Below are 26,969 nucleotides of genomic sequence, written 5' to 3' on the forward strand. Positions count from 1 at the left end.
AATATCGCGCTGCGTCGAAGCACCAGGTCACTCATCCGCCGTCTCTTCCTTGGCCATGACATCTATCACCGTCCCGATGACGCTCTGAGGCTGGCCGCGTTCCAGCTTGGTGCGGGCGACGGCATCCCTGAGCTCGGCGATTGACGCCCCATGCTGCAGGGCGATCGACAGCACCACCGCGGCATCGTGACAGATGGCCCCGATCTGGGAATCGTTCTTCGGCGCATCGATGAAGACCTCGCCGAGACGGCCGTCGAGGTAGAAGCCGAACGTGCCAACGAATTTCGACTTGTTGCCGTTCGCTTCCGTGTGCTCGAAACCGACGACACGGGATGGCCGCCGCGGCGGCATACGCTCTCTCATCTGTTTCCCCTCTGTGCTGTGGTGAACAGCGACCGAGCCTGCCTGGAGATGGACAGTGCGTCGTCTCGGTCAATCGTGTCGGCGAGCACCAGCGAGAACCCCCAGCGCGTCTCGAAGGCATCCAAGGCCATCAAGGACTCAGAAGCCGCGACGACATCCAGAGAACGACGGATCGCCTCATACAGAAACCGCTTTGCCGTCACCGACTTGATCGGCTCCCAAGGGCATTCATCCCGATCGACGATCCCCTCGATCAAGAGATAGTCGCGATCAGGCATCATTTTCCGGATGGCACCGATCGCAGAAATACACTGCACGCGCCAGGCTGCGATTCCGATCCCAGCTCCACCTCCGGCGACCTCGCGCTCGAAGTCGACCGAGCTCACCGCTCCAACCCGGCAGCCATCGATGTATTCCCGGAGGATTCGGCCAGCCTCCTTTCGGCGCTCCCGACTCGAGATGCCCTGTGGAGCCCTTTCAACCGTGCGGTCGCCCGGGTCATCCAGTATCCTGAGCGTGTAAAGGTATTCCAGGGCAGATCCATTCATGCCCCTGTTTTGGGCACCGCCCTGTTCCCTCTCGGCGCGCTTCGCCTCCTCGAGGCGATCCTTGCGTGCCGCCTCTTTCTTGCGTCGCTGCGCTTCCTTGCGCCCTGCCCTGGTCCGAAGATCCGGCTCCGGCAGCGGTTGCGGCACCGGTGCCTTTGGCTTCATGTAGAGCGGGATCGGGCCCTTGGACTTCGGTGCCGGCGGCCTCGCCTTCGCCGCTGGGATAGGCAGGGCAGTAAAATATTTGTCAGGAAGGCGATTATCGTCCTTTCTTGAGGCCCTCATTTCGTCGAGCTTCTGTTGGCGCTGCGCAAGCGTCATACCTTCGCGCGGTGTGGTGCTGAATGCTCGATGGACTATCCCTCTCACCGAGCCAGGCGTCCGGCCCGACAGCAGTGCGATGGTCCCGATGCTGGCTCCGTGGATCCACAATACGGACACACAGAAAGTGATGATCCCTTTGTCGGGCTTTTCGTTGATCAACGCTCAATCTCCCTGATGACCGAGCGGCGCCCGTCGAACCAGAAGTCGCGCATCTCGCCATCTTCGCGGCGCCGGCCCTTCAGGCTATGCACCTCAATCCTTCCCTTGTGCCTCACCATCTGTTCAGCCCACTCTCGGCCATCCTTGGATTCCATGTCTTCGGGGCGTTGCGATTTCAGCCAGCGATCGCGGCGGAAAAGAGCGACTGCCCAGTCAGCGTCCTGATCGAGGCTGCCACCGCCGTCCAGATCGGCAAGTTGCGGAACCGGATCGTCACGTCGCTGAGAAGCGCGTGTGACCTGGCTAAGAAGGATCACGGCAACCCCGAGCTCCTTTGCGATTGACTTCAGCCCGCCCGTTACAACCTCCATGCGCTCGAACTTGTCTCTCACCTTGCCGAACACTCGCACATGGCGCAGGTGATCGACCACAATGCAAATCAGGCCCTTGGACCTCTTCAGTTGGAGTGCTCTGTCGTGGATTCGCTCCAGGGCAAGTTTCGGACGGTCGTCGATGTAGACCTTCGCGTTGCGCAGTTGGTCGACTGCCGCCTGCAGGTTCTCTGCATCCTCGAAGTTATATTGCCCTTCCTCAATTTCGGCGACCGACATATTCGCCCGATCCGCCAAGTAGCGCCTGGCCATGTCTTCTGCTTGCATCTCCAATTGGAAGAACAAGGATGGTCCGAACAGCGACGCCCGCAGCGCCAGCTGAGCACCAACGACGGTCTTTCCGTCCCCAGGTTTGGCTCCTATGGCACCGACATCGCCAGGATGGATCCGACCAATGAGCGCATCGAGTGATGGCAGGCCAGTGTCGAAGCCGGGCATTGTCCCAGTCTTCTGTGCCGTCCTCGATTTCTTCGCTGCCGACGCGGCTATCTCCCCGAGTGATTTCAGCGGTATGCTCTGGCTGTTCGTTCCGATATCATCGAGTTTGATCTCCAGATTTGCCAGCAGATCGGTCGAAATAGTTCCCGGCTTTTTGGCGTCTTTCAGACCCTGCTCGAGCGTTTGGATGATCATGCGATGGCGCCAGAGATCGACGATCACATCGACCTCATCAAGCGCATTCTCATTGTTTTCCGCGTCTCGCAGAAGCGCCGTCAAAAGCGACACTGTGGATTTGCCGTCGTCATCGTACTGCGGCCCGATGCGGCTTTCGAGTAGGGCTATCGAGAGGCGCTTCCCCTCGGTGAGGGTGTCGCGAACTGTCTGGAAGATGGTTTGGTGGATGGGGCGCACGAAGTGAAATGCCGACAATACGTCTGCCACGCTCCAGAATGCCGACTCGCTTTGCAGGATCTTGCCGAGAACCATTTGTTCCGCGGCGATGTTCTCAAGAGGGTTGTGTTTCGGTGACATCCTGTTCCTTCCTGAGATGCGCGTCGAACTTCTTTCTGGCGTTCCACAAATCAAGTGCGTCGCCGTCCCGGGTCATATCGTTGATTGTGGCCCTGATACCCACCTCCTTCAGTCGACGTTGCAGTTCGTCTGCCGCATGGTCGCCAGGCGGCGGCAATATGTTGCCCTGCTGCGTGAGAACGGCCTTATCGCCGTCCTTCCAGATATTCATGCGTTCAATGAAGATCGGCGGCTCGAAGTTCTTCATGCCGCTGGTAGACATGAATGACCAGCACGGCCGGCGGCAGCCCTCGAGGAACCAGGCACCGAGGGCAGTCTCCATCCCCTCGCATCCGTCGATCCATGCGCCGTCGCCACCGATGCGGATGGCGCCGCCGGTGGCTGGCCCGCGGCCGATCTTCGGGCTGGGCGACAGATCCGCCTTAGCTGGCTTGTCTTTCCGGAGATAGACCTGCCACACCGCTATGAGGTCGCCGAAGGCATCAACCACCTTGCAGACGATCGCCGGAAACCTTCCGGCCTTGCGGTCTGGCTCGAAGTCGAGCGCTGGATGAAACCGCAGCACCTCATCTGGATTCCAAGGCCATTCAGCGATCGGGGGGATGCCGCGGTCGACCAGATATGCCTCGCCATGAGTACCTGCCAGCGGCACGGTTTGGTCCCAGACCTGCTGAGCACTGAGGGTCCGCTCAGCATCCCGCTTGGCTGCCTCTTCTTCGTCCAGCCGCCGGCGCTCAGCACGCTCGGCCTCTTCCTGCTGCTGATGCGCCCGGCGCGCCAATTTGTCTTCTTCGGACTCCTGCTGCCTGGTCAAACCGAAGTGCCGGCGCACCCAGTCAAATGACTCGCGATAGGCATCTTTCCGGCCATAGAGCACATAGCCGATGAGCTCGATCGATCCGCCTCCAATACTCTGGCTGAATCGATAGAAGCACCCTCGTGGCATCTTGTTCGTGTCGCTGAGGGAGACGGTGAAGCTGCCGAGATCCTTCTTGCTCTTCGGAGTCAGGTAGGCAGTATTGCCACGCTTCACCCAGCCTGGGCTGATCTCATCGAGAATGTCTTCGATGCGATCCTCAACCCGTCGGCGCAATTCTTGTGCGTCGTCTTTCATACGCCCCTCACCACTTCCTGTTGGCGAGGTTCGCGACGCAACTTCAGATCGACGACCAAACGCATGACGTCGCGTGGGCCTTTGGAAACGATCTCAGCGATCTCAGCGATTGACCTCCCTGCCCTGAACAATGATGCCAACTGGTCGCTCAGCTTGACCGGCAGGTCTGGCGCGATGATCGCCGGCGCGAGATCAGGCTCCTCAACGCCGGTCTCGAGATATGCGCGGGCGCGAAAGACTCTGCTCTTAACTGTCCCGACGGCTACGCCGAGCCGCTCGGCCGCGAGCTCGTAGTCGTTGCCCAAAATCGCGACCAGGTTCAGCGCGCGCCGCATCTCTGTCGGGAGCAACCGCATTCGCCTCTGAACGATTTTCAGATCATAGGCCGATGACTGGCCTTCGGGGACGGCGACCGATTTCGAGATCAGGTCATCAGGATCCTCCACCATCCTTCCAGCCTTTCGTGCGGTGGAGATGAAGAAGTTTCGGAGTATTGTTGTCGCCCATGCCTGCATGTTGGTGCCGGGCTGGAACAGCTCCCATTTCTCCAGGGCCCTCAGGATGGTTTCCTGGACAAGATCCTCCGCCTGAATGGTATTCTTGGTGAGCCGAATTGCGTAGCTCCGCAGATGGCGCTGAGTGGCGAGAAGCTCGCGATCGAACGCAGGCGGCCGGCTCATGCCCCGAGTTCCTCGTCCAGAAAATCGAACAGCCGGATGGCCAATTGGCTGTGCGTCTGGCGCTTGTTGCGGCGACCGTCGACGAAAGCGCTTTCCAACTCCTGGCCGAAGTCGAAATTCTCCATGACCGAGATCAGGCGGTATTCGGGCTTGCACCAAGTCCGTTGCGCATCGAGAACGTGGCAAAGAGCTTTTATGGTGGGCGCCTTGACGTGCCCGACGTTGCCGTCCGGTTTCGATCGAGTGATGCAGCGGAGTGACAGGGCCAGATGGTCTGGCCCGTAGACCCGATGACATTCTTGCAGCGACCTGATCGCGATCGTGTCGCCGGCCTTCATGTTCTTTGATGGAACCGGGTACTTGAGAATCTTTACGCTCGCCCTGGCGCAGGTTTCTACCAGATCGATCGCATCCTGCTTCTTCGCGGCCAGCTCCGCCGCGAAGATCGATAGGGGGTGGATGGCCGTCACGGCGCCGTTGATTGCTGCGAAGGCCTCGGCCTGCTTCTTGGGGTCCGCCTCGATGATGATGCACGGGACTTCCTCGACGCCGCGCAGCGCCGCCCCGATCGTCCGGTGCTGCCCGTCGACGATAGCAAATAGCCCCTCGCCTATGTTCGCCACGACCACCACGCCAAAGAGGGCCCAATCGAAGTTCCGGGCGATCTTGACGACGTTCTTGGCGCCGCCCTCAAAGATTTCGCGTTGATAGTTCGGGTCGATCCTGAGCGACTGGATCTTCAGCCAGCACAGCCCGGGCTTGACGCCGAGTGATGTAGACGGCGGCGTGCCAAGCGCGGGTGCGAACGGAGTGGGATCAATCGGCCGCATTGAACTTCCTCCGTTGCTTCACGGCATTGAGGACGCACGTGTGGTCCTTGTTGAAGACCTCGCCGATCCGCGGAAGGCTCCAGTCTGGTCGGTGCAGCTTCACCTCGGCCATGGCGTCAAAGCGAGCTTCCACTACCTTCCGGCTTCGACTTTCTCCGACGATCTCCTCATAGGTGACGCCGTGCCAAACGCCGATCATGGTGATCAGCTTCTTGACCCGAAGCGGAAGCGGCGGCGGGACCGGAAACAGATTGGACCGGACGGGCCTGGAAAACGGAGCCTTGGTCTTGGTCTGATTTGGCGCCGGCGACCGGACGGCGAGATCGCCGCGCTCCGCCATTCGCCGCTCGATTCCTGCCTGCGTATGACGTGAGATTGCCGCGAACATCACTTCTTCCGCTCAAGATACTGCTGCGCCAGAAGCTTGATGTGCGATTCATCCGAGTAGACCGGCTCAACGCCGAGTCCCGGATCAGTGATGCCGCGCGCTTGATCGCGCTTCACTGCATTGACTGAAACGATGGTCGGGTCGGAGCCACCATTTGCGACACAGAAGATCGCTGTTATCTCGTCTTCCGGCTGCCCAGGCCGGTCGACACGCCCAAACAACTGCTCATAGATCTGCGGTGACCAGTCGAGCTCGCCGACGACAACCGTGCTGCAGCGATTCTGCAGTCCGTCTAGGCCAGCCCCGGAGCGCAGCGACATGATGATGAGATCGGTGTCGCCATTCAGGAACCCCTTCTTGGTCTTGTCCTTCTGCTTGGCGTTTTCCGAGCCCGTATAGAGGAGCGGATTGAACTCGCCGAGTTCATCGAGCCATATCTTGTAGACTTCCCGGTGCCAGCCGGCGAGGATCACCGGTCGGCCTGCCTCGAGCAGGATGCGCACGTAAGCAGCCACGCTCTTCGCCTTTGCGATTCCGGTGACCTGCCGCGCGAGCGCGTCAAGCTCACGAGCGGCCTGGCCGCTTTCGGCGAACTTCCCGTCCAGCACCTTCATGGCCAGTGACCTAGCAAGGTCTTCGGATTTCTCGGCGATATCCTCGTCGTAGTCGACGTCGATCACGATGCGGTTGATCTTGCGGCCTTCGCGAAGCCGGCGGATGAAAATCTGCGACTCCCGCAGGTATGAGCCGAGGGCGTTTGGATCCGAGACCAGCCATTTGCCACCGGGCCCGATCTTGCACCATTCTCGCGTGAACTCGTCCCACTGCCCGAGCAGGTCCGGATCGAGGTAGCTCAGGATGTTGTGGATCTCAGAACCGTAATTGAAGACCGGCGTGGCCGACAGGCCGAGACGCAAGGCGGCATTGTCGGCGAAGACCTTCATGGCCCTTCCCTTTGCCGAGCTGGAGCCTGTCCGGCCCTCCTGGATCTCGTCGAATATGGCCGCCTTGAAAAAGCCAGTCGCGGCGACGTCGACCCACCCGAAAATATTCGAATACTTGAAGATGTAGAGGTTCGCCGGCGGCAAGTCATATGGCTGGGTGCCCTGTATGATGTGGGCGGCCATGTAGGTGTACGGCTTGACGAACTCCTCGACCCACTGCGTCGCCAAATGTGTCTGGACGACGATCGCAGCGGGCAGATAGGGAGAGCCGGCCACGGCGGCCAAGGCCACCCAGGTCTTGCCCAGACCCACGTCATCGCCGAGAAGCAGTCGTCGCTTCTTGTGAAGCAGCTCCACTGCCTGGCTTTGCGCGTGCCGCGGCGCATAGCCGGGCCGGAACCCGTAGAGTGCCGACGGCTGCCAGTCCGGAAGAAAGATCGCCTCGCTCGACGCACGGTCTTCCTCGAACTGCAGGCGCCCATTCCTTAGGATCTCCCGATCCTTGTCCGACATTTCAAGCGGGTATCGCTCCATGAACCATGCAAGATCGGCCGACATCTCATCGGTGAAGGGCAGATCGAACTTCTTCGTCTGCGTCTTCTGGATGCGCCCGAAGATCGATTTCAGGCGGATGGCCACATGCGGCGGGATATCGGTGAGCAGCCACCGATTGCCCTGGAGTTCGAGCCGGCCGTATTTGGGGACGTTGACTGTCATGTCGCCCCCGAGAACAACTCCGGCTGCGCCACCGACGCCGGCATATGGTAGTGCGGGTCATATTCAGCGAACGGGATAGCCCGATAGAGCCCGGTCACCACCCACCGCTGAAACCGCTTCAGATCCTTGCGGCTCTGGTCATAGACCATCGGATAGGGGCGGATACCTCGCTCTACCATCCGATTGAAGCGATGGTGAATTCGTTCCCAGGTCTCGCGCTTGTCGAAGCCGACGAGCATGTAGACCATGAGATGCTCAGGCTGGACACCGGCGGCCGCCAACATATCCACGCCGCGGAAGAAAACAGCTTCGTCCTTCAGATTATCCCAGGCGGTGTAGAGCCGCCGGCGCTTGAACTGGTCATCGCGGTATTCGATCATGGCCAGGGCGCCGGCAATCTCCGGCGTCATGGCGCGGACGTTGATGCCCTGCGTGAAACTGACCTTGAACCCGCCCTCGCCGATCTCCTCGAGACGCGCACGCCATTCCGGCTCCGGCTGGCCAAAGAAATCGTTGTCCAGGAGATGAAGGTGCTTTGGGAAGCCGGGGCCCCGCCAGATGTCGGCGACGCTCGCCACCGAAAAGGGCTTTCCCTCTTTGTCAGGAACAACGCAAAAGCGACACTTCAGCCGGCAACCGCGCTGCGTGAAGCCGATACTCGCCTTGAAGCTCGGCTGCAGCGAATAGTCCAAGCCGTTGTAGTGACCGATTATGTTCTCGACGGTGCGCTTCGAGTCCGTTCCGGTCCCGCCGACGATCGCATCCGGCCATTGCTCGAGGAACCGATCGATCAGCGGCGCCGAGAACTTGAAGATGGCGCTGGCGTACACCCGGTCATAGTCCGGCTCGCCGAGCTCGCGCATCACGGCGGCAGCGCCGTGCCTGAACGTCACCTGGTGGCCGGATGCGCGGTGATAGTGCGCGAGCTTCATGAGCGCTAAGTTGGGCAGCGATCCGTCGAGCTGGCAGATGCGGACGTTCATACCAGCAGCGGCTGCACTGAGCCGTCCCGAAAGATCATGTCCATCGGCGTGTCGGCCGTCGGCTCGTCACCGTCCCATCCGTTCGGCCACGTCCCAGCCGCAATCAGCTCGCGAATGCGAGCTTCCTCCTCGGAGTTCAGGATGTCGATCGACGGGCGGCCCAGCCTGGCGGCGGCTTCGTTGCAGGAGGCCTGGATGTCGATTACGCGTTCCAGAGCATCGAGTCTCGCTTCGAACGTTAGCGGCCCCTTTCGTTGCTTGTTCTTGCCACTTGAAAGCGACCCATCATCGTCGCGGCCGGTCTTTTTAAGTCGCTTACTGTCATCCTCTCGCAGTTCCCGATAGATGACCTTCAGCCCGCGCAGCGGCGTCAGGTAGCTCCAGGCCGGCATCGCCAGGATCGTTTCAAGCGCGAGCTCCTTGCTGGCGAGCGGGCAGCCGATGCAGCCGGTCCTTGCGTTGATCTCGTTGGCCTCTTCGCCGCCATAGGCATCGGCGATCGCGGCAGTGGCCCAACCGCCATATTCGGTCATCGGCGCATAGACGCGGAGCCAGTCCCACACATTGCAAACCCGCCAGTGCAGCAGCGGCGCCAGCGTGGCGATGCGCCCGCGAACGCCTTTCGACTGCGGCAGCACCTCCTGATACCAACCCTGCCCGCACTCCGCGCCGTCCTTGCCGCAGGACATCCGGATCCGCTCGTCCCGGATCGCGCTCTCTCCCTCACGGACACCGGTGATCATGAGCACATTGCCGTCGATCTCTGACAGCCGTGCCTCGATCGCATCCGCCATCGGATCGACCTTGATCTGCCGCGTGCACCAGCGGAAGGTCCGGTTGTTCGGCGGAGGCACGCCGCGGCCGAGCATGTAGACCAGGAATCGCTTGTCGAGTGGCGCCCGCACGACCTCGCAGTGGATGCCCAGTTCTGCGAGCTGCTCCATGATTCGGAACGCGGAAATAGCCAGCGGCGGCAGCTCTTGCCGCGTGTCTGCATAGAAGACCAGAATCAGCTTGGGGGCGGCCAGCCGGCCGACTCTGATCAGGTGAATGATCAGAGTCAGCGTCGCGGTGCTATCTTTGCCGCCCGACCAGGCGAAGGCCCACACGTCATGCTGCGGCCCGTAGGCCTGCATCGACTGGAGTGTCAGTTCGATGGCCTCGTCGTAAACGAGGCGCTTCGTCCCTTCAAAAAGCGTCGGCTGTAGACTGCTCATAGCCATGCCCTCGCCAGGTTCAGAACATAGACAGGTTTGCCGTTCAGTTCCGGCGGAAAGCCTGTCGCGACATTGGTTACCAGAATCAGTTCTTCAAGGCAGTCATGTTTCGCATAGCGCTCGATCTGATTGTAGATGTCGCGTTTGCCTCCCTTAATTTTGATCTCGATCCCGACCGGGCCGCACCTGAAGTCGATGATGTCGCTCTGATTGAGTCTGTGCTCGCGGGCATACTCGATCCCTTCCTGGTCGAGCACTTCCTGCACCTCCTCCTGGAGCCGCTTCTCATCGGAGAGCGTAAAGCGTTTTCCAGACAGCGCCTTGAAGATGTCCACTGCACTCATCAGCACCGACCCAACCGATAGAGAGTGTCGTCTCCAACACACATCACCTGCCAGCCTCGCCGCTTGAGATCGTCATTGATGCGAAGCAGCCACCATTCGAAGCTGGCGGAGGCGCTAACCGGACCCATCAAGTTCTCTCTGATTCCAGCTGCCGCCATCAGGTCGCGGCGGCTCACCGGTGTCGGGTGATAAGCGCAGAGTCGCCGAAGGATCCATCCGCCGCGGTTGTCCGCACAGCTGCTCAATAGCTGCTGCGGCTGCACGAGAATGCTCGTTATCTCCGTCACAGTTCCCATCAGGTGGCTGCCTCTGCCCCCTCGCTCATCCACTTCAGTTTTTCCTCGTTGCTGACGAGCGGATCGTCGTCAGCAAAGCACGCATATCTGGTCGCCTCTGGCAGCATCTGCGCGATGTTCCGCTTATCGCCATCGCTAAATTCGATCATGATCGGCTGGCCAGGCTCGACTGCGAACCACTTCTGTCCAATTTTGACTCTCATAGATCCTCCTGTGGGATGTTGCCGCGCTGGTCGACCGCCAACGCCAAGGCGACCGGTTGAACCCAGATCGGCTGGGATGAGAGCATGAACGTCTCGCCGGTCATGGCGAGGAGCAGCGTAGTTGCCATGACGCCGGCGATCGACTCTGCTGCGTCCGGTGGAACAGCGTTGCCGATGCGCTCCCGCCACGCAGAATCGGATTGCCCTTCCAGAACAAACGTACCGACCTCGTCTGGGTCGACCAACGACTGCAGGGCGGCGAGCTCGAGTGTTGTGAAGGGGCGGTGCCAAGTGCCGTCGAGGGCGCGGATGACGGCGACGAGGCGATCCTCAGGTTTCGGAAGCTCGATGATCGGCTCCGGTTCGACTTCGCGAGGATCGGCAACCGACCAGTTGCCGCGGTCGTGCTTGGCGAAGCCGGGCACGGCATAAGCCGTGCCGCCCCACGGCACCACGCCGTAGTGACCGCCAGTCTGATAGTTGTCCCGCTTTTCGCCAAAGGCAGCAGGGCGGGGGTCTGCGACAGAAAGGGCGCCAGAACCGACGCGGTCAGAGCCGGTGACGGTTCCGGCAGTCTGCTCGAACCCGACAACCTTCAGTTTGTTCCGGTGGCTGTTGGGGCCGTAGCCCGTTCGAGGATCAGCGACCGCGCTCGCGCCCGACTTGCGGTTTCCAACGACAGCGTGCGCAGGCTCGTCGAACGGAGTGATATGCCAATTCCCCTGCAGGTCTTCGGTCGGCTTACCCGGGCGTGGATCGGCGACGGCGAACGCACCGTTCGACGGCAGGCTCTCGCCCTGCACCGTGCCGCTGGTGTCGGTCCACTGGCGAACGCCGTGCGCACCCTTGTGCAGGTCGCTGACTGGTCGGGGATCGGCGACGACGAAAGCACCATTGCCGGTAGTGCTCGCGCCGATCACCGCATTGGCAGGCTCATCAAAAGCTGTAACCCGATATTTGCCGTTGACGTGCCTTCCTTCCCCCGCACGCGGATCGGCCACGGCCAGGCCACCGGCCGGTCCGCCGGGGCCTGCCACCGCCGGCGAGGCCGCCGCCCATGGCACAATGCGAAACACGTTGTTGAACCGCGGCTTGCCCGGGATGGTCGGATCAGCAACTGCGTAAGGCCCGGTCCCAACTGACACGTCGCCCTTTACCACTGCGGCGGTGTCCTCCCATCGCCGCACACCGAGCTGGACAGACTTTGGATGACCGTCAACGCGGGGATCGGCGACGGAAAACCGGCCGGTTGTCGCCCCGGCCTGGGCCGTGACTGTTGGCGCTGCTCTATCCCAGGGCAGTACGCCGAGAATGTCGTCACGCCAGGCCCCATCCGGCAGAATCCCGAAATCCCGAAGGACTCCGTTCTCGACAGCCAGCTTGTTTAGCGATCGCCAGTCCGAGCCGGCCTCGACGAAGGCGAGCCGCACCCACGTCTTCCATTGCAGCGCTGGCATCCGGTGCATGGCGCCGCCGGCTGGATCGCCAGGCAGCGGCAGCCGTTCGAGGATCTCGCCGACGCCCCGCAGCCGACGCTTCTCCGGCTCGTAGAGGAAGGGCGGCACCTTCTTTTCATGCCGAGCGACGAGGAGGAATCGCTTGCGGCTCTGGCCAAGGCCGCCGAGTTCGCCGCAGTCGTGCGTGGTTTCCGCAACCGCATAGCCGTAGGCGCGTAGGAGGGCGATGATCTGGTCGAGCAGGTGGCGCCCGCGCGTGGCAATGCGCGGAACGTTCTCAAAGACGATGAGCTCGACCGGATCATCCTTCCAGGCTTCGAGCATCAGCCAGACGCCGCGCAGGGTCAGCCGGTTGAGCGCCTGATACTTTGCCGTCTTGCTCGACTGCTCGGGCAGGAGACCGGAAAAGCCTTTGCAATTGTGGGTCGCAATCAGCGGCGAGCAGTAGGTGTCATCCTCGGCGACCTCGAGGTTCCACACTTCCTCTACTGTCTGCCTGCGCAAGATGTCTCTCACCCTGATCCAGACAGCGCCGTCGTCGAATTCGAAGACGGTCCTCTTCTTCGGATCGAGCCTGACGTTCAGTTCCCAACGACGCCGAGTCGCAACCCGGCGCCCCTCGATCATCTGCTCGCCGCCATTCCAGCAATGATGGATGCTGGCGAACGTGCCGAGCCCGATGAGCAGCCGCTGAACATCGCGCAGAAGCTGTAGGGATATCGAAGAAATCTTCCACCGTGCTTGCAGAGTATTGCCGCGAGACATGCGGCGTGCACCCTGCTCTGAGCCATCGGTCGCGCGGTACCCATCGATCAGCGCCTGGGCGAACCGGCGCTCGACGCGAAACAGCCGCGGCGGCAACGCTTTTTTCTCGGCGCCATCGCCGAACGCACCGCAGAGCTGATGCAGGTGCTTACTTGAGACGACCAGTTTAACGTTCGTCGAGCCTCCGCCCCGATCGACGTAGACGCTCAGCCCGAGGCCCTCGACAACGCTCCGCACGCTGGCCGCCAGTTCGCCGTCTTCGGAGCCTACGCAGAACGCGACCCTGTACGAGTTGTGCATGCGGTACCCGTCGCCGAGGTAGCAGCCGAACAACCACCACAGCCCGACGTCTTCCGCCCGCGACCCCAAATCGACAATCCGCTCGACGGTCGCAACGTATGCAGGCTTGGCATACCGGCCGGAGGTCTTGCCGCCCTTCTCCACCCGCGTGGGATCGCCGAAGCCGTCGACGAAGGCCTTCGCGGTTCCGGCCTCCTCGGTCTCGATCGGAAAGCCGACCCTGTCGCCGATCCGGACATCCTTCGCCGGAACGAAGGACGGATCGCCCAGCGCGCGCTTGCGCTCGGTGGCAAGGTCGCGACGGACACGGCGGACCCATATCGGGTGCTCGTCTGTGTACCACTGCACGTCGACAGTGCCGTTGAGGCGCAGGCCGATCATGTCGCCCGTGTATGGACGACGGTTGACGCGATCGACGCGGCAAAGTCTCCCTCGATGCGACAGCACGCGTTCGCCGACGCTGATAGCGCTGATCGGCCGTGCACCATCCTCCGTCAGAACCAGGCCGTCGGCCGGCAGACACGGCGCAGACAGGAACGCGGCGTGCGGCCGCTCGCCATGTGCGGCGCGCCGAATGTCCGCAGGCGTGGCGGGCCGCCAGCCTGCCGGCGGCGCCTTGCCGTGAAATGCGCGATACTGCTCTTCATCGAAGAGATCGAGCACGGTCCCTTGGACGCCGGCGACGCGCGAGAAATCCGCGATAGAACCGGGGTCGACATCAACGCCGCCGATGCAGCGCCAGCGCCCACGAAGCTGTCCTACCCTTGCGGTGCCTTTGTTGAAGCCCTTGGCGCCGCCGCCAAGCCCGCAGAACATATGGAAGTGACGGAACTCGACCTCTGAGCCCATCTGTTGCGTGTTCATCTTTTCTTACCCCCATAGTTCTTGCTCGGACGACTTTCAACCGTCCGCATGATGCCGAATCGATCGAGATGCAGTTCCGCCTCCTTGATCATGTGAAGTCCGGCCACACTCAGCTCGACCGCAACATCTTCTGCGACATCAGCTTGCGCTGCGGCATCGATCAGAAGACCCGCCAGGAATTCACGGATCTCGGACAAGCCGACTCGCCTCTTCTCAATTCCAACTCCCATGGTCTGCAAGACCTCGAGATACTTATCGGCCGCCCACAGTTTCCGCCGACCGTCGATGTCCAGATTTATGTGCACTCGCCAGGCCACGTGTTCGCTCGGTGGCTTGTTTCGATCGATGATGCCGCGCAGATAGTCCCTCGCCATCTCCGGCGGGATATCGGAGAGCTTCATGTCTCATCTTCGCTTTCTCTCTTCCGCCGGCTGATAGGCGATCCGACTGTGGTATGAGCAATACGGGGCAAAGACCACGTCATTGCCGCAGAAGCTAAAGTCCGCACTTCCGTGCGGCCACTTGCAGGTCCGCTCAGTCAATTGGATGAGCTCGAGCTCCCGTGAGACTGGAATGATTACATCCAGATTGGCACGGAGGTACTGACGGCGTGAAACAGACTCGATGACTTTCACATTGACGGCGTTCTTTGCTTCCGGCCGAACTTTTGCCTCTTTCAGTTCATCAATCGCTCGTTTAGGCGGCCTCGCTCCCGTCGGTCTTCCTGCCGGTCGTGACTCCGCCAACTGAATCTTCGCCCTGGCAGCAAGTCCGATGACTGAGTTACGGCTGCATCCGCCGATCTCCGCGGCAATCTTGGAAGCGCTAAGCCCCCTCGACACGCCGTCTTTGATGCACTGAATGCGCTCGTCACGTGAAATCTTGTGCCACATGGTCCCGGGTCCACTGAGTTCAAGTCGCCGTGGGCGCCGGCACCTTCGTTGTCGGCGGTAGGTTAAACAGCGAGTTGGCGGCGTGGCTGTACGGGAAAAGATGACCCTTGAGCCAGTGCACGACCCCCACGGCCTCAGCACAATCCACACTCGAGATGTCGATCCCGAGTCGCCTGCACATCTTCACCGCTTCCTTCTTCGCGTCCTTCGGGTGACCGTGGCCGAGGAAGGCCTTTCGCCACGTCTGCTGCGCAACCAGAACCGTCGGGATGTTGAGGCGGTTGCAGACCTGGCAGGCCATAAACGACAGGCCATAGAGCCGGTAGATAGCCGCCAGACTCGTGCCGTCTTTTTCGATGTAGGTGATCGCCTGACCGGCGAAGTCGGCATCGGGACTGACGACCCGTTCCCGCCGCTTGTTATTGGAGGGTATCGGTGCCTCGATGGCCACGTACTCCACCTTGTTGTCGATCAGCCAGACCCTCAGTGCATCCTCGAAGGTCTTGCCGACATTACCCTCATGTACCGCATCGAGCGCCTTACTGCCCTCAAGGATGTTTTTCTTTTTGGTCGGCGCCTTGAAGGTGGTCGTCGTGATTGCAGTCCCCGTCACCACGTCCTTCCAGACGGCAAAGCCGGACGCGGTAGCGAGATCCAGGCCGGCGATGTTCATGCTGGCACTCCGTCAAAAAGAGGCGTTCCTTCACTTGGCCGCACCACGACGATGTCGAGCCCGGCGCGCCGGGCTGCGATGATCATGTTTCTCGTGCCGGCGCCGCCCTTGAAGGCGATCAGCCGGGTCGGCCGGTACTTGTCGATCATCAGTTGATTGCGGCGCGGCCCGGCGTTCCTGTCGTACTTGGTGCCGTTCCGGTTTTGCCTGATGTCGGCCTCCGGGTGCTTCAGATAGTGCCAGTCTGCTGCCTCGGTGGCATAGGGAATGCTGCGGGCGACCGCCCACATGCGGGCCCAATGGTCGGCGCCGCCAATGACGCGGCCGTCCTTGTCCTGGGTGCGCTGGCCGCCCTCGACCAAAAGCGTGATGTTCTGGCGCTCGTGGACTTTGTCGAGCTCGTCGAATACGAAGGCGCCGTCGGTCAACTTCCGACTGCCACAGACAATCGCAACCATTCCCTTACCCCGCTCACCGCCACCAGAACACCGCCCCGCAGCCAGATGCCTTCAGGCTGTCATGCCTCTTGGCTTGGTTCCTGCTGCCGTTTCGCGATCTGGTCGTCGTCCGGCCAGCCTTTCTCCGCAGATGTTGCGGCAGATGAATCCGCGGCCTGGTCGAAGTCATCCGGCTTGCCGGCAGTCTCCTTGCCCTGTTCGCGCAGAAGCTCGGGTGCGTCTTCCGGCTTCTTCTTGATCGCGAAGATCGCCGCCTGGCCCTTGTGCCACGCCTCCACATACGCGTCGTAGCCGGGCGCACCAGGAGCATATGGCGGCTTCAGTGCCTGTCCTTCCATCCCGGCTTTCTTGCCTTCGGCCGCGGCGCGTTCTTCGATCGGGCGCCGATCCGGCTGCAGATCGAGTTCGGCCTGCGTGCCGATCGGATGACCAAGCCAGGCGGCAATCATATTCTGCCGCTTCCGCTCCTCGCCGATCTTGTTGTCGTCGTCGCCCTCGAGGGCGATCGCAAAATCGATCTCCTTTTTCGTGAAGCCGTCGGATTTTGCGGTCTTGTATGCCGACCGCAGTTCACCGCTGACCGAAGCCAGTTTCTGTTTGAGAGCGACGATCTTGGACTTGTTCTGGAAGAACAGCGCCTGCTGCTGGTCTTCCGTCAGATTGTGCCCGGTCGCCGGGGTGGTGCCCCCAACAACGGTCAGCTTCGCTTTGGTGGAACTTCCCTTTTGTCTCGCCATGGTCACCTCATGCGGCGTTGTCAGTGAAAAGAGTCATGGGCTCAGGCGCCCGCTGCTCTGGCGCGGGACGATCCCGCCTCATCGAGACCGGATCGCCGGTGTCGAATTTCGTTGCCTCACGGCCCCAGTTCTCCCATCCGCGGCGCTTCTGCCTGGAAAAAAGATCCAGCTTTGTCGAGTTGGGAGAACAGCGGTCGACGAGCGAATAGAACTCTTCCGGCTTCCGGCTGTGCTGCCTGGCTACGCCATCGAATAGCGAAGGAAAGGGTTTGTGCTCCGGGTTCCCCATCACGCCGAGATAGATTGGCTCGTGCATGGTCCGCACCCGGTACCCGGGGCCCATACGGACCTTGCCCTTCCGCGTCGTCTTTCTCCATGCCATCTCGGACTTGTAGGCAAAGCCCCACGACTCCATGACCGCCTGCCGCAAGCGAGGCTCCATCCACCCGCATCCCCATAGGAGGAGCAGGCAATCGCCGCTGGCCAGGTGCCCGACGGGGAGCGCCATGATTTCCTCAAGGGGCATGGTGTCGTACTGCGCCGAAGCTGATTTCTGATTGCCCGCTTCGGAATAAAGCTCATATTCCCAAGGCGGGTCAGCCGCGATCAGGCTGAAGGAAAGCGGGCGAAGATCGCCGAACGGCCATGTCATGCAAGCACCGCCTGCCGCTTGGTCTTCGGTCGTCCAGTCCTCTTGCGCCGTGGCGCCTTGAATTCTCGCCCTTCCACTGCGGCCTTAATGAATTCCATGGCGCGGGATTCGATCTGGCGAATCCGCTCTTTAGAAACGCCCAGCGCTGCGCCCAGTGACTCCAGCGTGGCCTTCTCATCGCTAAGCCACCGCTCTTGGATGACTCGCCGAGAACGGGCGTCAAGTCGCCCTACCGCATCGCGAATCTTGGCAGTTGCCCTCTCGCTATCGATGACCCGCAGCGCAGTGTCCTCCGGGCTATCGGACGGGCTTTCGAGAACGTCGATGAATGTTTCTCCTCCGTCGCCCACCGGTGCGTCCAGGGAGACGATCTTTAGGTGCCCCTTCCCCTTGAAGAAGGCCCGGCGCGACAGATTCGACCGATTGTGCGCCACCACCGAGGCATTCTGCAGCACGTACTCGGCAATCGCAGCTTGGGCCCACCAGCGTGCGTAGGTCGCAAAACGCAGTCCCCTGTCTACCTGGAAAGTGTCGCAGGCTCGCATAAGGCCAAGCATGCCTTGCTGAGTCAGATCCTCCTGCGGGAGCGGGAACTTGAAATACCTCCGGCTGATGCCAAGTACGAGCGGCTGATGAGACGCGACAAGCCGGTTCCTGGCCGCTTCGTCGCCAAGGTCCAGCCAACGCCGCGCGAGTTCGGACTCTTCCGCCCTGATAAGGAAGCCGGTAGCCGCCATTAGAACGCCTCCCCATGTCGCATTGTCTCAGGCCAATCTGCCATCGTGAGCGGCGATCCACGCGCTGCCAGTTTCCGTCGGGGTGAACCGCCGCGCGTCCTTCTTGTCTCGGGCGAGCATTCCGCGATCGTGGAGAAGTAGGCAGGCCCGGTAGTCGCCAGCTTGCTCAGCGCGGAACCAGCCATCACCGACTACGGATCTGAGGATCTTGATCTGTCGGTAGCCAGGTGTGTACGAGCCCATCACTGCTTCTTTGTAATAGATTGAATGCCGGGATCAGGGCCCCGGCCAGCCCACTCACTTCCTGTTTCCGGACTTTCCGGCGATCCAGATAATCCCGATCAGCATGAGATCTGTGATGAAGTCGAAGATGCCCGGCAGGATCGTCGCCTGGAGCACCACGATGACCGAGGCGGTGGACAATGCCGCCGCCTGGATCCTCTTCTGCAGCCATTCCGGCATGTCGATCAGCCGTTCTTCAGCCGGTTGTAGTCGACGTTGCAGATGCCGGCGAGCTCCTTCAGAACCGTTTCCTCCTTGTCGTCGATGCCGCCCTGGTCGGCGACGTCGAGGCCGGCGAGAATGAGCGCCTGACCCATCTGGCCGGTCTTGTCGCGATCGATGACCTGCCTGATTTCATTCTTCAGTTCCATGCGGCCGACGCGGTTGTTGACCTTGCTGGCCATCTTGCCGAATACCGATTCGATCTCGGCGGCGCCGAAGCCCGCAGCGATCGCAGAATTCGCCTTGATCGAAGTGATGGCCTGATCGATCTCCGCATCGTCGATCGATCCGTCGGCGGCGGCCGTGAGCGCGCAGACGGCGCACATACCTTCGAGGAAGTCCTTGTTTCCCGAGAACTGGTTGATCGCTTCCTTGGCTTTTCCGCCAAACAGTCTTCCGAGCATGCGTCTTCTCCATTTTTGGTTACAGTCAGTTGTGACGGACCCGCTTGCCGGGTTCTTCTAGTTTCGGGTTTCGGGGGCGACCCAGTCCGCCAGATCAGCAGCCTTGGTGCGAATCCACACTGCTATGTCCCGTCGCTTGGGGGCCGAAATCCATCGCAGCAATACGGGCGGTTTCTGCACGATAGTCAGCATTCCGTTTCCTCGCTTCAATCACCGCCTGCATCTCCTCGATCTCCCAATGATCAATGCGGCGTGCCTCTTTGTTGAAGACGGCGCGGACCCGCCGTCTTGTCCACTTGCTGTTGCGTGTGTGCAGGGCGAGGTAGGCCCTCTCGAGCATGCCGTCGACCTTCTCTCGTACCCCGCGGTTGCTGATCACTTTGTCCATGAGAGACGCAGCTAGGTCCACGTCGTCGACTTTTGGTCGACCGTTGCCCTTGGCTGAAAAATCCACGCTCTCGGCGAACACTTCCAACATCATGGCATCCTCCACAGCTAAACTCAGAACAATGGCAGTGAAGGCCGGCCACCAACTCCGGCAGAAAGGAAGCGCAATGCCGTCGAACACCAAACTTGTTCCTGTCCATGAGACGAACCCTGAACCTGGTATCGGACTGCACCACGCATCTTTGTTACGGGCGAACTTCCACCCTAGTTGGCTGATCCAGGAGCGATCCGCCCTCAATACCGGACGGGTCAGACCCGATCAGCAATACGGCCGCGCCAGCCCCTTGTGGCGGAAAGCCAAAATTCATGTCGGCGCCGCGGTCAACGCGCGCCGGATGGAATGACCTGGCCCGTCCGTCAGTGGGACTAGGCGTCACCGTAGACATCAGGCCGAAGACGATGTCTGGACACTCCGGTGACCTTCTCCACATCAAGGGCCCGCTTATCCGGGACCTTCTTCCACTGGGAGATCGCCTGCGACGTAATCGTAGGCTTGTTGCCAAGACGATTGAGCGCCCTGGCTAACCCGGTGTTGCCACCGATTGCTTTCTTCGCCTCGTTCAGCGCCTGCAGGAGCTTGTCTTCTTCGCTTTGCGTCATGTCTGGCATTGAAAGCATATCTTTCATTCCAACGCAAGCACCTCTTTCGATGAAAGAAATGCTGACACGTGAGATAGTGGGATCATGCTGACACGCAAAACCAAAAAACGGGGAGAAACGACCCCAGAGCAGCTTCAGATCGGCGCCCGGATCCGGGAGCTGCGTGAGATCCTTGACCTCACGCAGGATCAATTCGCCGAGAAGATAGGTGTGTCTCGGGGTGCGGTCGGCAACTGGGAAATCGGCTGGGGCGCGAAGCTGGAGAACCTCCAGCGCATCGTAATGGAAACCGATTGCTCTTTTGACTGGCTTGCAACAGGTAAGGGCGTCCCCTACCCAGCTCATGGAATAGATTACGCAATTAGCCAACTGCCGCCAGAAGACCGGGACGATTTAATCCTGGATATAAAAGCGATGGTTAAACGTCGTCAGGAGAAATACAAAGCAAAGAGTTCTTAGGTCCCGAGAGGCGGGGAGGCATGATGGCAACGCGTAATCTGCCATATTTGGCAGACGTACATGCAATTGAGTACAGTGAACTTCACAAAGATCTCAATGCGGTAATAGAAATCGATGGACGATCGGTCGATCTTTCATTCAACCTTAGCGGCTGGAGAGTGAAAACGACGCTCGGGCACTGGCAATTGAATGCTCTGCGACGCCAACTGGACAAAATAGCAGGGGAAATGGAGCAGCTTCGTCTGATGCACGACTTGGGCAAAGGAGGACTTTTCGACCTCCGCAGGAATGCACCACGCCCATCAAAGTTCGATGTCTTCATGCATCCACAAACCGCCGAACTGGTCTATCAAATGCAGTTTCCTGACGGCCTGGCACCATTCGCGTTTAGGATCTCGCCCGTGGAACTGGCAATAATCCGGGCGAAGACAAACTCCGCCCTGTCAAGGATGAGAAACTAGCCACTGACCCGGCGTCAGACTTGCTTTCCGTTGTCGCCGACCGAGCATTGCCTGTCGGCGGTAACGTTGCATCGGTCTTTGCCATCCCTTAGTTCTTGAAACCGGTTCAGCCCTCGTATCTGCCATAAGACCCCCTACCCCACAGGCATCTGGCCTGTAAGGAGGCGGGATCCTATGGCGCTCCTGAAACTCGGACGAGCCTCTGTAGAGCTGCCCCGCGCCCTCTCGGGTAGCGAAGTCCTCAGTTTCCGGCGGCGCCGTAGGACTTTCGACCCCGCGCCTGCAGCTTCACCGGCGGGGATTGCACCCGTCGCCGCTGACCGCAATCAACACAAGATGTTGGTGTGAGGCCTTAGGGCCAATCGCAACTTCTTGTGCTTTGCAGCCCAGGCGGCAACAGAAACGTGTTGTCATGGAAAACAGCTTGGGGTATATCCCGCTTCGAGTTAGGGCGCTGTTTACCAGTGTTCCTTTTTGCCACCTGCCCCAGCCCGGAAACCCGAGCTGGGGCTTCTTTTTTCCACCAGCTCCCAACCGCGTCAACAGAAATTTTGTCACCAATGCTGACAGCGCTTGCGCTCGATTGAAAGATATGCTTTCAATCTAGACGTCCAACGGAAGTGTGTCCCTTCACCTCAGAAGAGCCCCGGCCGTGATGTGAACCTCCCAAGGCGGAACGAGCCGGAAAGGCCTCGTCCCGCCGGGGGCGGGTCTGAGGGAGAGCTATGCCCAAGAAGACGACATTTGCTGAACGCGAAAAGATCCAGGCGATGCGGATCGTTCTGTCGAGGCGCTTCCCAGCAGCATTTATGGCGAAGGGTCATCCGACGAAATTGCCGCTGAAGGTTGGGATCCGCGATGACGTTTTCGCAGCAGCTCCGGATCTCAACAAGGAATTCGTGCGCCGAGCCATCGGCGACTACTGCACCGGGCCGAAATACGCCAGGGCCATGAAAGCCGGAGTTGTCAGGGTCGACCTTAACGGCAGTGCCGCGGGCACTGTCACCGAGAAGGACGAGCACTACAACGACTGGCGCGAAGAGCGACGAAAAGAGCGAAGCCGTCAATACCAGCGCGACCGGGCGTCTCTCACTCAGATCAAAGCCCAGGTAGTCGAGGAAATCACCCGGTCGACCAAGTCTACAGATCGGAATCTGGAAAAACTGAAGGCAGATCTGGACGAGGCGAGGTCGGCTTATGAGCTGACACGCTTCACTGACAGCACCGCGAGAATGATCAAGGAGCAGGAGGAACTGCGCCCGATCATCGCGGATCTGGAGAAGCGAATCGCCGAACTGGAGGGCCCGCAAAATGTATGACTACGTTCGCGATCACTATTCCTTCAAACCAGTGATCGGTCGTCGTGTCATGCACGACGAGACGCGCAAGGAAGGCGTGATCACACCCGAAGACAGGTCCCAAGGACACTACGTCCAGGTCCGCTTCGACGGCAGCAACTTCTCGCTCCCGTGCCACCCGGGGAGTCTCGTCTATGTTGACGCGGCACCATGAGCACTATCTCCTGCCTTCAGCGCGAAGACATGATGGCCGAAGCCATGGAGGCCATACGGTATTACCGTCTCGGCGACCGTTACGCGGCCCTGTTTCACATTCGCAGAGCGCTCGGCATCGCCGCCAAGCTCAAGCATGCCGGCGCCCGGAAAGTTTTTATGCATCTGCACAACCGGATGAGGCGTAAGCGGCCATGAGGAATCCTTTCGACTTTCCGGAGATGGAACTGACCGAGCGCGCAGTCCGGGTCGCGATGAAGGGTATCCTGATTGCGGTCGTCTTTTGGCTCGTGTTCTTGATGTGCGCGCTCGGTACAGGACTGTGGATCCTTGGCCGATCGCTGTCGGTTTGGTGAGCCATCATGAGCGTGGAAGAAGCGGTTCGTCAGCGTCTGAAAGTGGCGCTGGAGACTATCATGCAGTTCGACGACGATCGGAACTTCATCGCGCTCGCGAGAGCGCGGTACGTCGAACTGACAGACGCAACGGCGCTATGCAGCGCTCCAACGGAGAAGGAGAGGACGCAATGAATGATGCTCAACTCGCCGGAGAAATGGATGCTGAATTGTCTGCCTCCTTCCCGCCCCGGCGCCCTGTGCTTCGGGCTATCGGTTCGGTCGAACAGCATTCGGACGCGCAGGATCGGCTTGCAGACGAGTTCAAACGCGATCCCATCCAGGCCCGTCTCGAGATCCTGAAGTCGGACATCACCAAGCGCGAGCGTCTGATCTGCAGCATCACCGAGGGCCAGAGTATCCACGAGGCCAAATTGCAGGGCGAGCTGGCGCGTCTTCACCAGGAAATGGCCGAGAAAGAGGCGGAAATCATCCGTGCGATCGAAGAAAATCGGACGTCGCGCAGCGAAGAACTGTCGATGCATCAGCGTCTGATTGCTGCCGACAAGGCATCGATCGCCGCGCTACAGGCTCCGCTGGCGGATGCCGGCGTCGACCTTCGCGGTCTCGGCGCGTCGCGTGAAGTGATCGTCCACAAGCACAAGAACATCAACACGAAGCCGTCCAAGTGACGCGCCTCTGATCGACCGGGAGCCTGGAATGTCCCAGAAGACCTATAAGATTGTTCGCCTTGAGTCCGAGAATGTGAAGCGGCTGAAGGCCGTGGCGATCGAGCCTAGCGGAAACGTGGTCGAAATCACTGGGGAGAACGGCGCCGGCAAGACATCGCTCCTGGACTCGATCTTTTGGGCCCTCTCTGGGAAAGAGCATATCCAGGCCAATCCTATCCGCCAGGGCGAAGAGAAGGCGCGCGTGACGCTTAATCTTGGCTCGCTCACGGTCACCCGGCGGATGACGCGCCAGGAAGACGGATCGTTCACGACGACGCTGGTCGTCGAAAACGATGAAGGGATGCGGGCGCAGTCGCCGCAGAAAATGCTCGATGCAATCGTCGGCGAACTGAGCTTCGATCCCCTCGCCTTCACTCGCATGGATCCGAAAAAGCAGTTCGACCAACTGAAACAGTTCGTTGCCGGCTATGACTTCGACGCTGCGGCGAAGAGGCGCAAGGAGTTTTTCGATCAGCGGACCGATGTGAACAGGCGCACGAAGGATCTGACCGCCCAAGCCGACGGCGTCATCGTGCCGGAAGACACGCCGGACAACCCGGTCGATGAATCGTCTCTGGTCGCCGATTTGGAGCAAGCCGGCGCCCACAACGTCTCGATCGAGACCCGCAAGCGCAATCGCGAGGCCTTGCAGAACGATATCGGGCGCAGGGAGACCATGGTCACAAATACGCTGGCCAAGATCGAGTCCCTGCGCACCGAGATCGCGCGTCTCGAGGAAGCGGTCGCGGCCGATCGCGAATGGATCAAAGAGCAGCAGGACAGGCTCGCAGAAGCCGGTCCGTTGCCTGAACCGATCGACACGGCGGCGGTCCGCGCCACGATCGACGAGGCGCGCCGGGTCAATGCGCTTGTCGCCAGGAAGCGCCAGCGCATGGATCTTGAGGCAAAAGCTGCGGAGTCGGCCCGCGAGGCAAAAAAGCTGACCGTCCAGATCGAGCTGATTGACGAGGAGAAGGCCAAGGCGATCGCTGCCGCCAAGATGCCGGTCGATGGTATCGGCTTCGGCGACGACATGGTCCTTCTCAACGGCTTCCCGTTCGATCAGGCGAGCACAGCCGAGCAGCTCCGCGCCTCCATCGCACTCACCATGGCGGCAAACCCGCGGCTGCGCATCCTGCTGGTGCGAGATGGGTCGCTTCTCGACAAGAACTCAATGAAGCTGCTCGCCGAGATGGCGGAGAGCCATCAGTTCCAGGTGTGGGTCGAGTCGGTCGGCCAAGAAGATCGACCGGGCGCCATCATCATTGAAGATGGCATGGTCCGTGGCCAGATAGCGGAGGCGGCGGAATGACCGAGCCCGTCATCCACGCGCCCGGCATCTACTTCGATCTGGGCGAAGAGGCCTACCACGCCGACCCGGCGCTCGGCTCGAGCTCAATCAAGGCGATCGCGGTGGACGCCTACGAATTTCAATTCGATCGTCTCTACGGCGAGGACAAAGACACCGACGCGCTGATCTTCGGCAGCGCGCTGCACAAGCGCGTGCTGGAAGGCCGGGCAGCCTTCGAGGAGAAGTTCTGCCAGGAGTTCGATAAGTCGTCCTGCAAAGACGCACTCGACACCGTGGCTGACCTGAAGAAGTGGCTCGACAGCTACGGCCAAGAGTATCTTTCAAAATACAGCAAGGCTGAGCTGATCAAGCTGGTGCAGCGGATCGACCCCAATCAGGCAATCGCCGAAGTCATCAAGGCGAAGTGGGAGGAGCAGAACAGCGGGAAGACTCCACTGAAACCGAAGCGCTGGGCTCAGATCGAAATCGCGGCGCGCTGGGTGCAGAGAGATCCACTCCTTTCGGCCGTCATGCAGGACGGCACCTTCATTGCCGGCGCGCCAGAAGTCTCGATCTTCTACGAGGACCGCGGCGTCCGGTTGAAGGCGCGTTTCGATCGGTTTCTGACTCATGCAATCGTCGACCTGAAAAGCTTTGCCCCAATCTTCCCCGGCGAGATCGAGGGCACGGCGATCAAAACGATCAACCGCATGCGCTATGACCTGCAGGCCGCCGATTATCTGCGGGCCTGGCGGAAGGCCAAGGCACTTCATGAGGCGGGATATGTGTTCGGGCCGGAGCCATATGATGGCTTTCTCGCCGAATGCTTCGCGCGGGACGATCCGAAGTGGATCTGGATCATGATCAAGTCGACCGGTGCGCCGCAGCCGCTCGTGATCGACTGGCAGGCGAAGTTTGCCAAAGAGGCGGCCGCCAACCAGGTCGAGGACGCGATCGACCGCTACATCGAGTTGCGCGGCCTGCACGGCGATGAAAACGAATGGCCGCCGATGCGGCCGGCGATGACCATCGAAGATCACGACCTCCCCTCCTACTTCGGAAAGAACTGATGTCGAACGAGCTCACCATTATGCAGCAGGACGGAACCGACGTTGTGGAGGCCGACTTCTTCGCGCCGGCGAGCATCTTCGACGTCGAGCGTTTCGAAATGGTCATGCGGGTGGCGGAGGTGATGGCACGGGCCACGACGCTCCCGGACCACCTGAAGAGCAAGAGCCAAAATCCCGAGGAGAGATATCTCGAGACGCGTGGTAACTGCTTCATGATTGCCAACCAAGCATCGAACTGGAAGCTTGACCCATTCGCCGTCGCCCAGGCGTCCGCCTTCGTATACGGCAAGCTCGTTCTTGAGGGGAAGCTCGTCCGCGCGGTGATCAGGAAGTTCCTCGGCTTCGATCTCTGCTACAGCTTCTTCGGCGACGCCGGCACCATGGAAAGGCGCGTGTACGTCAGTGACAAGCCCTTCGCGAACCAGGATGGCAAGGCTCTAAGCGAACCCGAGATCGAGGCGCTGATGAAAACGCCCGGCAATCGGATCACCAGGGGCACGCTGAAAAAGTGGCATTCCAAAAACAAGGAGGGTGGCGTCAACGACAACTGGAACAAGGACGAGGAGAAGATGTTCCGCGAGCGCGGCGCCCGCGAGTGGTGTCGCGAGTTCTCGCCAGGCCTGATGCTCGGCGTCTACACGCCGGACGAGTTCGACGAGGTCGAGCACACCGCCCGCTCCAGCCGCGCGCGCGACATCACCGCGGCCAGCAATCCGCTTCTCGACAATCGATCCAGCGTTCCGATGGAGCGGGTGGACCAGTCCACCGGCGAGGTCGTGACCGAGGCTGCGCAGCAACGAACAGCCGAGAACCAGAAGACCAATTCGTCGTCGCCTTCAACCACAGCCCCCCGTACCCAGGGCGACGACCGGCGGGGAGACGCCCAACCCAAGACTCGTCTCCCCGCCGAAATATTCCGCAAGTATGCGAGCTCGATCTGCCGAATGCAGTCGGCCGACAACATCCGCAAGGCTCATGCCCAGTTCTGGCAGGACTACCAGAAGCCGCAGGAAGGCACCGCCGATCACCAGCTCGCAGCGAAGATCCTCAACCTGAACAACCAGCGGGTGGAGGGCAAGATTCCGGCCGAAGGTCTTATGGATGAGATCGAAGGCATCATCCATGAAAGCTTTGGAGGGCTGTGAC

Annotated in this window: 33 protein-coding genes; 9 read left to right on the top strand and 24 right to left on the bottom strand. The window is 60.6% G+C overall.

The features are described from left to right. Nucleotides 1-27 precede the first annotated feature (27 nt). The 24 genes from JN280_RS25695 to JN280_RS25810 form a co-directional block, all read right to left on the bottom strand. The gene (locus tag JN280_RS25695; protein WP_202306536.1) at nucleotides 28-363 is read right to left on the bottom strand and encodes a hypothetical protein; all 336 of its coding nucleotides are present in this window, start codon (nucleotides 361-363) and stop codon (nucleotides 28-30) included. Then, complete coding sequence (locus JN280_RS25700) at nucleotides 360-1,394, bottom strand: hypothetical protein (RefSeq protein ID WP_202306537.1); 1,035 nt, start codon at nucleotides 1,392-1,394, stop codon at nucleotides 360-362. The genes JN280_RS25695 and JN280_RS25700 overlap by 4 nt, the downstream gene beginning before the upstream one ends. After that, nucleotides 1,391-2,758: a replicative DNA helicase gene (locus JN280_RS25705; RefSeq protein ID WP_202306538.1), complete on the bottom strand. Its 1,368-nt coding sequence runs from the start codon at nucleotides 2,756-2,758 to the stop codon at nucleotides 1,391-1,393. The genes JN280_RS25700 and JN280_RS25705 overlap by 4 nt, the downstream gene beginning before the upstream one ends. After that, complete coding sequence (locus tag JN280_RS25710) at nucleotides 2,733-3,872, bottom strand: DUF7146 domain-containing protein (protein WP_202306539.1); 1,140 nt, start codon at nucleotides 3,870-3,872, stop codon at nucleotides 2,733-2,735. Before JN280_RS25710 ends, JN280_RS25705 begins: the two co-directional genes overlap by 26 nt. After that, nucleotides 3,869-4,552, bottom strand: coding sequence for a sigma-70 family RNA polymerase sigma factor (locus tag JN280_RS25715; protein WP_202306540.1), 684 nt, complete (start codon nucleotides 4,550-4,552; stop codon nucleotides 3,869-3,871). Before JN280_RS25715 ends, JN280_RS25710 begins: the two co-directional genes overlap by 4 nt. Continuing rightward, nucleotides 4,549-5,382, bottom strand: coding sequence for a ParB N-terminal domain-containing protein (locus tag JN280_RS25720; RefSeq protein WP_202306541.1), 834 nt, complete (start codon nucleotides 5,380-5,382; stop codon nucleotides 4,549-4,551). The genes JN280_RS25715 and JN280_RS25720 overlap by 4 nt, the downstream gene beginning before the upstream one ends. After that, nucleotides 5,369-5,770, bottom strand: a complete 402-nt coding sequence (locus JN280_RS25725) for a helix-turn-helix domain-containing protein (protein ID WP_202306542.1) — start codon at nucleotides 5,768-5,770, stop codon at nucleotides 5,369-5,371. The genes JN280_RS25720 and JN280_RS25725 overlap by 14 nt, the downstream gene beginning before the upstream one ends. Then, nucleotides 5,770-7,431 carry an SNF2-related protein gene (locus JN280_RS25730; protein WP_202306543.1) on the bottom strand — a complete coding sequence of 554 codons (1,662 nt, stop codon included), beginning with the start codon at nucleotides 7,429-7,431 and terminating at the stop codon, nucleotides 5,770-5,772. The genes JN280_RS25725 and JN280_RS25730 overlap by 1 nt, the downstream gene beginning before the upstream one ends. Then, nucleotides 7,428-8,414: a hypothetical protein gene (locus JN280_RS25735; protein ID WP_202306544.1), complete on the bottom strand. Its 987-nt coding sequence runs from the start codon at nucleotides 8,412-8,414 to the stop codon at nucleotides 7,428-7,430. The genes JN280_RS25730 and JN280_RS25735 overlap by 4 nt, the downstream gene beginning before the upstream one ends. Beyond that, complete coding sequence (locus JN280_RS25740) at nucleotides 8,411-9,550, bottom strand: phosphoadenosine phosphosulfate reductase domain-containing protein (protein ID WP_244742059.1); 1,140 nt, start codon at nucleotides 9,548-9,550, stop codon at nucleotides 8,411-8,413. The genes JN280_RS25735 and JN280_RS25740 overlap by 4 nt, the downstream gene beginning before the upstream one ends. A gap of 77 nt (nucleotides 9,551-9,627) precedes the next feature. Further along, nucleotides 9,628-9,966 (bottom strand): hypothetical protein, encoded by a 339-nt coding sequence (locus tag JN280_RS25745; protein WP_210387821.1) that lies wholly within the window; start codon nucleotides 9,964-9,966, stop codon nucleotides 9,628-9,630. Nucleotides 9,967-10,270: 304 nt separating this feature from the next. Next, nucleotides 10,271-10,474, bottom strand: a complete 204-nt coding sequence (locus JN280_RS25750) for a hypothetical protein (protein ID WP_202306550.1) — start codon at nucleotides 10,472-10,474, stop codon at nucleotides 10,271-10,273. Continuing rightward, nucleotides 10,471-13,860, bottom strand: a complete 3,390-nt coding sequence (locus tag JN280_RS25755) for an LAGLIDADG family homing endonuclease (protein WP_202306552.1) — start codon at nucleotides 13,858-13,860, stop codon at nucleotides 10,471-10,473. The genes JN280_RS25750 and JN280_RS25755 overlap by 4 nt, the downstream gene beginning before the upstream one ends. Then, nucleotides 13,857-14,261 (bottom strand): hypothetical protein, encoded by a 405-nt coding sequence (locus JN280_RS25760; protein ID WP_202306554.1) that lies wholly within the window; start codon nucleotides 14,259-14,261, stop codon nucleotides 13,857-13,859. The genes JN280_RS25755 and JN280_RS25760 overlap by 4 nt, the downstream gene beginning before the upstream one ends. A gap of 3 nt (nucleotides 14,262-14,264) precedes the next feature. After that, nucleotides 14,265-14,753, bottom strand: coding sequence for a GcrA family cell cycle regulator (locus JN280_RS25765; RefSeq protein WP_202306556.1), 489 nt, complete (start codon nucleotides 14,751-14,753; stop codon nucleotides 14,265-14,267). A gap of 19 nt (nucleotides 14,754-14,772) precedes the next feature. Further along, nucleotides 14,773-15,426, bottom strand: a complete 654-nt coding sequence (locus tag JN280_RS25770) for a hypothetical protein (RefSeq protein WP_202306558.1) — start codon at nucleotides 15,424-15,426, stop codon at nucleotides 14,773-14,775. After that, nucleotides 15,423-15,884 carry an SLOG family protein gene (locus JN280_RS25775; protein WP_274609032.1) on the bottom strand — a complete coding sequence of 154 codons (462 nt, stop codon included), beginning with the start codon at nucleotides 15,882-15,884 and terminating at the stop codon, nucleotides 15,423-15,425. The genes JN280_RS25770 and JN280_RS25775 overlap by 4 nt, the downstream gene beginning before the upstream one ends. 59 nt (nucleotides 15,885-15,943) lie before the next feature. Further along, nucleotides 15,944-16,627, bottom strand: coding sequence for a hypothetical protein (locus tag JN280_RS25780; RefSeq protein ID WP_202306562.1), 684 nt, complete (start codon nucleotides 16,625-16,627; stop codon nucleotides 15,944-15,946). A 1-nt stretch (nucleotide 16,628) separates the two neighbouring features. Then, on the bottom strand, nucleotides 16,629-17,273 hold the full coding sequence (locus tag JN280_RS25785; RefSeq protein WP_202306564.1) for an MT-A70 family methyltransferase: 645 nt from the start codon (nucleotides 17,271-17,273) through the stop codon (nucleotides 16,629-16,631). Then, nucleotides 17,270-18,010: a sigma-70 family RNA polymerase sigma factor gene (locus tag JN280_RS25790; protein ID WP_202306565.1), complete on the bottom strand. Its 741-nt coding sequence runs from the start codon at nucleotides 18,008-18,010 to the stop codon at nucleotides 17,270-17,272. Before JN280_RS25790 ends, JN280_RS25785 begins: the two co-directional genes overlap by 4 nt. A gap of 297 nt (nucleotides 18,011-18,307) precedes the next feature. Further along, nucleotides 18,308-18,472, bottom strand: coding sequence for a hypothetical protein (locus JN280_RS25795; RefSeq protein WP_202306566.1), 165 nt, complete (start codon nucleotides 18,470-18,472; stop codon nucleotides 18,308-18,310). A 5-nt stretch (nucleotides 18,473-18,477) separates the two neighbouring features. Next, nucleotides 18,478-18,918 (bottom strand): tellurite resistance TerB family protein, encoded by a 441-nt coding sequence (locus tag JN280_RS25800; protein WP_202306567.1) that lies wholly within the window; start codon nucleotides 18,916-18,918, stop codon nucleotides 18,478-18,480. 94 nt (nucleotides 18,919-19,012) lie between these two features. After that, nucleotides 19,013-19,486: a hypothetical protein gene (locus JN280_RS25805; RefSeq protein WP_202306568.1), complete on the bottom strand. Its 474-nt coding sequence runs from the start codon at nucleotides 19,484-19,486 to the stop codon at nucleotides 19,013-19,015. Between the two features lie 245 nt (nucleotides 19,487-19,731). Then, nucleotides 19,732-19,992, bottom strand: a complete 261-nt coding sequence (locus tag JN280_RS25810) for a transcriptional regulator (protein WP_244742064.1) — start codon at nucleotides 19,990-19,992, stop codon at nucleotides 19,732-19,734. 57 nt (nucleotides 19,993-20,049) lie between these two features. On the opposite strand from JN280_RS25810, the gene JN280_RS25815 reads away from it, so the two are divergent. The 9 genes from JN280_RS25815 to JN280_RS25855 all read left to right on the top strand — a co-directional run bounded on the left by JN280_RS25815 (nucleotide 20,050) and on the right by JN280_RS25855 (nucleotide 26,968). After that, entirely contained in the window at nucleotides 20,050-20,424 is a 375-nt protein-coding gene (locus JN280_RS25815) for a helix-turn-helix domain-containing protein (protein ID WP_202306569.1), read from the top strand. Between the two features lie 20 nt (nucleotides 20,425-20,444). Further along, nucleotides 20,445-20,885: a hypothetical protein gene (locus JN280_RS25820; RefSeq protein ID WP_202306570.1), complete on the top strand. Its 441-nt coding sequence runs from the start codon at nucleotides 20,445-20,447 to the stop codon at nucleotides 20,883-20,885. 725 nt (nucleotides 20,886-21,610) lie between these two features. After that, a complete protein-coding gene (locus JN280_RS25825) occupies nucleotides 21,611-22,204 on the top strand; it encodes a ProQ/FinO family protein (RefSeq protein ID WP_202306571.1) in 594 nt (197 codons plus the stop codon). Further along, nucleotides 22,197-22,397: a hypothetical protein gene (locus JN280_RS25830; RefSeq protein WP_202306573.1), complete on the top strand. Its 201-nt coding sequence runs from the start codon at nucleotides 22,197-22,199 to the stop codon at nucleotides 22,395-22,397. The genes JN280_RS25825 and JN280_RS25830 overlap by 8 nt, the downstream gene beginning before the upstream one ends. Beyond that, entirely contained in the window at nucleotides 22,394-22,594 is a 201-nt protein-coding gene (locus tag JN280_RS25835; protein WP_202306575.1) for a hypothetical protein, read from the top strand. The genes JN280_RS25830 and JN280_RS25835 overlap by 4 nt, the downstream gene beginning before the upstream one ends. A 124-nt stretch (nucleotides 22,595-22,718) precedes the next feature. Further along, nucleotides 22,719-23,423: a hypothetical protein gene (locus JN280_RS25840; RefSeq protein ID WP_210387822.1), complete on the top strand. Its 705-nt coding sequence runs from the start codon at nucleotides 22,719-22,721 to the stop codon at nucleotides 23,421-23,423. A gap of 28 nt (nucleotides 23,424-23,451) precedes the next feature. Next, on the top strand, nucleotides 23,452-24,774 hold the full coding sequence (locus JN280_RS25845; protein ID WP_202306579.1) for an ATP-binding protein: 1,323 nt from the start codon (nucleotides 23,452-23,454) through the stop codon (nucleotides 24,772-24,774). Then, on the top strand, nucleotides 24,771-25,823 hold the full coding sequence (locus JN280_RS25850) for a PD-(D/E)XK nuclease-like domain-containing protein (protein ID WP_202306581.1): 1,053 nt from the start codon (nucleotides 24,771-24,773) through the stop codon (nucleotides 25,821-25,823). Before JN280_RS25845 ends, JN280_RS25850 begins: the two co-directional genes overlap by 4 nt. Further along, nucleotides 25,823-26,968 carry a hypothetical protein gene (locus JN280_RS25855; protein WP_202306583.1) on the top strand — a complete coding sequence of 382 codons (1,146 nt, stop codon included), beginning with the start codon at nucleotides 25,823-25,825 and terminating at the stop codon, nucleotides 26,966-26,968. The genes JN280_RS25850 and JN280_RS25855 overlap by 1 nt, the downstream gene beginning before the upstream one ends. The last annotated feature ends 1 nt before the right edge of the window (nucleotide 26,969 follow it).

It is taken from the genome of Mesorhizobium sp. L-8-10 (genome assembly GCF_016756635.1).
Classification (GTDB): Bacteria; Pseudomonadota; Alphaproteobacteria; order Rhizobiales; family Rhizobiaceae.

Coding starts and splice junctions, on each gene's coding strand:
- JN280_RS25695 (WP_202306536.1), bottom strand. CDS start 363: ATGAGAGAGCGTATGCCGCCGCGGCGGCCATCCCGTGTCGTCGGTTTC.
- JN280_RS25705 (WP_202306538.1), bottom strand. CDS start 2,758: ATGTCACCGAAACACAACCCTCTTGAGAACATCGCCGCGGAACAAATG.
- JN280_RS25710 (WP_202306539.1), bottom strand. CDS start 3,872: ATGAAAGACGACGCACAAGAATTGCGCCGACGGGTTGAGGATCGCATC.
- JN280_RS25715 (WP_202306540.1), bottom strand. CDS start 4,552: ATGAGCCGGCCGCCTGCGTTCGATCGCGAGCTTCTCGCCACTCAGCGC.
- JN280_RS25720 (WP_202306541.1), bottom strand. CDS start 5,382: ATGCGGCCGATTGATCCCACTCCGTTCGCACCCGCGCTTGGCACGCCG.
- JN280_RS25725 (WP_202306542.1), bottom strand. CDS start 5,770: ATGTTCGCGGCAATCTCACGTCATACGCAGGCAGGAATCGAGCGGCGA.
- JN280_RS25730 (WP_202306543.1), bottom strand. CDS start 7,431: ATGACAGTCAACGTCCCCAAATACGGCCGGCTCGAACTCCAGGGCAAT.
- JN280_RS25735 (WP_202306544.1), bottom strand. CDS start 8,414: ATGAACGTCCGCATCTGCCAGCTCGACGGATCGCTGCCCAACTTAGCG.
- JN280_RS25740 (WP_244742059.1), bottom strand. CDS start 9,550: ATGCAGGCCTACGGGCCGCAGCATGACGTGTGGGCCTTCGCCTGGTCG.
- JN280_RS25750 (WP_202306550.1), bottom strand. CDS start 10,474: ATGAGAGTCAAAATTGGACAGAAGTGGTTCGCAGTCGAGCCTGGCCAG.
- JN280_RS25755 (WP_202306552.1), bottom strand. CDS start 13,860: ATGAACACGCAACAGATGGGCTCAGAGGTCGAGTTCCGTCACTTCCAT.
- JN280_RS25760 (WP_202306554.1), bottom strand. CDS start 14,261: ATGAAGCTCTCCGATATCCCGCCGGAGATGGCGAGGGACTATCTGCGC.
- JN280_RS25765 (WP_202306556.1), bottom strand. CDS start 14,753: ATGTGGCACAAGATTTCACGTGACGAGCGCATTCAGTGCATCAAAGAC.
- JN280_RS25770 (WP_202306558.1), bottom strand. CDS start 15,426: ATGAACATCGCCGGCCTGGATCTCGCTACCGCGTCCGGCTTTGCCGTC.
- JN280_RS25775 (WP_274609032.1), bottom strand. CDS start 15,884: ATGGTTGCGATTGTCTGTGGCAGTCGGAAGTTGACCGACGGCGCCTTC.
- JN280_RS25785 (WP_202306564.1), bottom strand. CDS start 17,273: ATGACATGGCCGTTCGGCGATCTTCGCCCGCTTTCCTTCAGCCTGATC.
- JN280_RS25790 (WP_202306565.1), bottom strand. CDS start 18,010: ATGGCGGCTACCGGCTTCCTTATCAGGGCGGAAGAGTCCGAACTCGCG.
- JN280_RS25795 (WP_202306566.1), bottom strand. CDS start 18,472: ATGCCGGAATGGCTGCAGAAGAGGATCCAGGCGGCGGCATTGTCCACC.
- JN280_RS25800 (WP_202306567.1), bottom strand. CDS start 18,918: ATGCTCGGAAGACTGTTTGGCGGAAAAGCCAAGGAAGCGATCAACCAG.
- JN280_RS25810 (WP_244742064.1), bottom strand. CDS start 19,992: ATGAAAGATATGCTTTCAATGCCAGACATGACGCAAAGCGAAGAAGAC.
- JN280_RS25815 (WP_202306569.1), top strand. CDS start 20,050: ATGCTGACACGCAAAACCAAAAAACGGGGAGAAACGACCCCAGAGCAG.
- JN280_RS25820 (WP_202306570.1), top strand. CDS start 20,445: ATGATGGCAACGCGTAATCTGCCATATTTGGCAGACGTACATGCAATT.
- JN280_RS25825 (WP_202306571.1), top strand. CDS start 21,611: ATGCCCAAGAAGACGACATTTGCTGAACGCGAAAAGATCCAGGCGATG.
- JN280_RS25830 (WP_202306573.1), top strand. CDS start 22,197: ATGTATGACTACGTTCGCGATCACTATTCCTTCAAACCAGTGATCGGT.
- JN280_RS25835 (WP_202306575.1), top strand. CDS start 22,394: ATGAGCACTATCTCCTGCCTTCAGCGCGAAGACATGATGGCCGAAGCC.
- JN280_RS25845 (WP_202306579.1), top strand. CDS start 23,452: ATGTCCCAGAAGACCTATAAGATTGTTCGCCTTGAGTCCGAGAATGTG.
- JN280_RS25850 (WP_202306581.1), top strand. CDS start 24,771: ATGACCGAGCCCGTCATCCACGCGCCCGGCATCTACTTCGATCTGGGC.
- JN280_RS25855 (WP_202306583.1), top strand. CDS start 25,823: ATGTCGAACGAGCTCACCATTATGCAGCAGGACGGAACCGACGTTGTG.